This window comes from Paenibacillus artemisiicola (assembly GCF_017652985.1).
Taxonomy (GTDB): domain Bacteria; phylum Bacillota; class Bacilli; order Paenibacillales; family Paenibacillaceae; genus Paenibacillus_Z; species Paenibacillus_Z artemisiicola.
Genome location: NZ_JAGGDJ010000115.1, coordinates 1 through 1,296, shown reverse-complemented (window position 1 = coordinate 1,296; position 1,296 = coordinate 1). Strand labels below are relative to the sequence as shown.

Below are 1,296 nucleotides of genomic sequence, written 5' to 3'. Positions count from 1 at the left end.
TGCAACTAGAATAAAAAGTGGACACATCGTTAAGAAAAACAAGATAATCAACTTAACGAAAGCGAGGTGTCCCACGGTGGGGGAACAACGGCAACGGTACAACGAAGAGTTTAAAAAGCAAACGGTCAAATACGTGCAAGAGCAAACGAAGTCGGTTGCCGACATCTGCGAGGAACTCAACATTCCGAAAAGCACGCTGAATCAATGGATCGCGCAATACCGGCAATTCGACCAAGAAGCCGTCAATCATCCGGAAAAAATTCGGAAGCTCGAACAAACGCTGAAAGAAAATGAAGTCGAGAATCGCCGAAAAGAGCGGGAGATCGAAGACTTAAAGGAAGAGCTGGCCATCCTAAAAAAGGCGCTGCACATCTTCAGCAAAGAAAAGAACTAAGGTTCCAATTTATCGAAGATCATCGCTCCGAGTTTCGAGTGGAGAAGATGTGCAGCGTGCTAGAAGTGTCGAGGAGCGGCTATTACAAATGGCGGACGGCAGCGTCTTCAGAGCGACAACAGCGCAAAGCGAAGCTCACGGACCGCATTGCCTGGCATTTCTATGACTCGGACACACGTTATGGGAGCCCGAGAATTTATCAGGAGCTGAAGAAAGAAGGCTGGACCGTATCGGAGCGTACGGTCGGCTTCATTATGCGCGAAAACGGACTTCGCTCTTGCATGTCTCGCAAGTTCAGAACGACTACGACCGATTCCAACCATGAGTTGCCGATCGCACCGAACGTGCTTCAGCAAGACTTTTCCGCCACCAAACCGAACGAGAAATGGGTAGCAGACATCACGTATATTCCCTGTCGTCAAGGCAAGCTCTACTTGGCCAGCATCTTAGATCTGTACACGAAGCAGATTGTGGGTTGGAACCTAAGCGATCATATGACAACGGACCTGGTGTTAGAGGCGCTAAAGCGAGCGCATGCGGCGAAAAGGCCGGGGAAGGACCTCCTTCACCACTCCGATCGTGGATCTCAGTACGCCTCCAATGAATACCGGGAGTATCTCAAGAAGCTCGGCATCAAGGCCAGTATGAGTCGGAGGGGCAATTGCTACGACAATGCGTGCATAGAAGCGTTTCACAGCATCTTGAAGCGCGAATTGATCTACTGTCATCCTAAGTTCAAGACCAAGCAGGAAGCTTATGACCAGATGTATCGATACATTGAGTTCTTTTACAACCGAAAACGGTCCAACAGTACCTTGGGTTACATCTCGCCCATCCGTTTCGAACAGCTTTATTACGAGAAATTGGCTTAGCCTGTTGTCCACTTTATTGACAGAGGAGCA

At 49.0% G+C, this 1,296-nt stretch carries 2 protein-coding genes; both read left to right on the top strand.

What is annotated here, in order from left to right; genetic code table 11:
- Window positions 1-394 (top strand): transposase (locus I8J29_RS33390; RefSeq protein ID WP_240546669.1); only part of this gene is annotated, 394 nt, incomplete at its 5' end.
- Between the two features lie 11 nt (window positions 395-405).
- Window positions 406-1,266 carry an IS3 family transposase gene (locus tag I8J29_RS33385; protein WP_338113337.1) on the top strand — a complete coding sequence of 287 codons (861 nt, stop codon included), beginning with the start codon at window positions 406-408 and terminating at the stop codon, window positions 1,264-1,266.
- Window positions 1,267-1,296 lie beyond the last annotated feature (30 nt).